This window comes from Bacillus yapensis, from assembly GCF_005280205.1.
GTDB classification, from domain to species: domain Bacteria; phylum Bacillota; class Bacilli; order Bacillales; family Cytobacillaceae; genus Robertmurraya; species Robertmurraya yapensis.
Genome location: NZ_SUND01000045.1, coordinates 1 through 1,578, shown reverse-complemented (window position 1 = coordinate 1,578; position 1,578 = coordinate 1). Strand labels below are relative to the sequence as shown.

Annotated in this window: 2 protein-coding genes; one reads left to right on the top strand and one right to left on the bottom strand. The window is 35.1% G+C overall.

Annotation, left to right across the window (positions count from 1 at the left end):
- The first annotated feature begins 197 nt into the window (after nt 1–197).
- Entirely contained in the window at nt 198–650 is a 453-nt protein-coding gene (locus FAR12_RS23085; RefSeq protein WP_126411083.1) for a hypothetical protein, read from the top strand.
- A 254-nt stretch (nt 651–904) separates the two neighbouring features.
- Here FAR12_RS23085 and FAR12_RS23080 read toward each other — a convergent pair whose 3' ends face one another.
- Nucleotides 905–1,480, bottom strand: coding sequence for a recombinase family protein (locus FAR12_RS23080; RefSeq protein WP_001169292.1), 576 nt, complete (start codon nt 1,478–1,480; stop codon nt 905–907).
- Nucleotides 1,481–1,578: the final 98 nt, after the last annotated feature.

Here is a 1,578-nt window from a genome sequence, read left to right as displayed (position 1 = left end):
AGCAGCAATTAATGTTCCATATTTTTCGTGGGTCAGGCAAACTCTTGTTCATCTAGACAGTAGGCTGATTGATTATTGATGCTTCTTTCTTAACAAAACACCTAAGTGATTCTCTGTGCATATACTGTATCATTACTACAGGATTATGATTAAATACAACTCAATCCATACATAAAATAATCAAGGAGAGGTTAATTTTGAAAATTCCAAAGACAGCCAAAGTTAGTATCCCCTTTCCATCCGTATGGGGGATTGATGCTTCTATTGCGGGGAGATCCATTATTAGGGGTATACTTACCATTGATTCCATTGTAGACAACAAAGTAGTAGGTACAGTTAATTTTCGTGGTATACCTATTCCGATTAATGGGTATTGGGACGAAAGCGCTAAACAAATAAGTTTCGATTCACCATATGCCTCCTTTTTTGGCAACTTGACAATATTTGATGAGACCGCTATAAGCATTCGGCATTTCATTTTAAGTGGACGGTTTATAATGAAACCTCCCTCTTTACTGGCTGGTGAATACGGAAATTGGATTGCTACAACCTTTACAACCCGTTTGGGACCTCCCGTATATACTAATGTTTTACCACCTGCTGGTGCCTTTTCAGTCTCAAGTATGCTCTTGGGACAGCAATTGTTTTAATTAGACCATGACTTTATAAAAACAACCTTCGTTTGTGATTGACTAAGGTTGTTTTTTATAAAGTGTTCTCGAAAAATACAGCCTTGCTTTAAATCTGAGTTTAGCGTATATCTCCGTTAAAATGTACTCGGAACCCTTTGATGATCGTGCCTAGTTAGATAAACAAATATTGATACTTCCTTATAGAAATAGCCTGCTTGGTTAGGTACGTTGTTTCACAATCCCCGGAAATTTTTAATATAAGTAATGAATGCTTATTTTTTTCCTTCCGATAGCTTTCTATATAAAGAAGCTCTAGATACATTTGTAATTTCACAAATTTGATTTACAGTCATATTTCCTTCTTTATATAGCTTTACTGCATAATTCATTCCTGCGTGATTTTTATGATATTTCTTTAACCGTCCTTTAAACTTCCCTTCTTTCTTTGCGAGCTCAATTCCTTCACGCTGACGCATACGAATAAGGTCTCGCTCTAATTGGTTAACACCAGCCATTACCGTAATTAAGAATTGGCTATATGGATTATCTTCTGATAAATCTAGCCATGTATCCTTAAGTGATTTTAAGCTTGCCTTTTTATTTCGTATTAAATCAATCAATTCAAATAAATCTTGCGTACTTCGAGTGATCCGAGTTAAATCTGTAACATAAATAATGTCACCTTCCTGTAAATCCTCTAACATTTTTTGAAGTTGTTCACGATCTTTTGTGGCTCCTGAAATTTTTTCTTCATAAATAATATCCATTCCAATTTCGTTCAATTGCCGAAATTGCCTTGAAGGATTTTGGCTAGTCGAACTGACGCGTACATAACCGATTTTCTGCAAAATTTCACCTCGTTTTTGAGACAAGTCTTATGAGACACTCTTAACTATGATTTTATCAGTCTACTATACTTGTATCAATAGAGTACACTCTATTGATA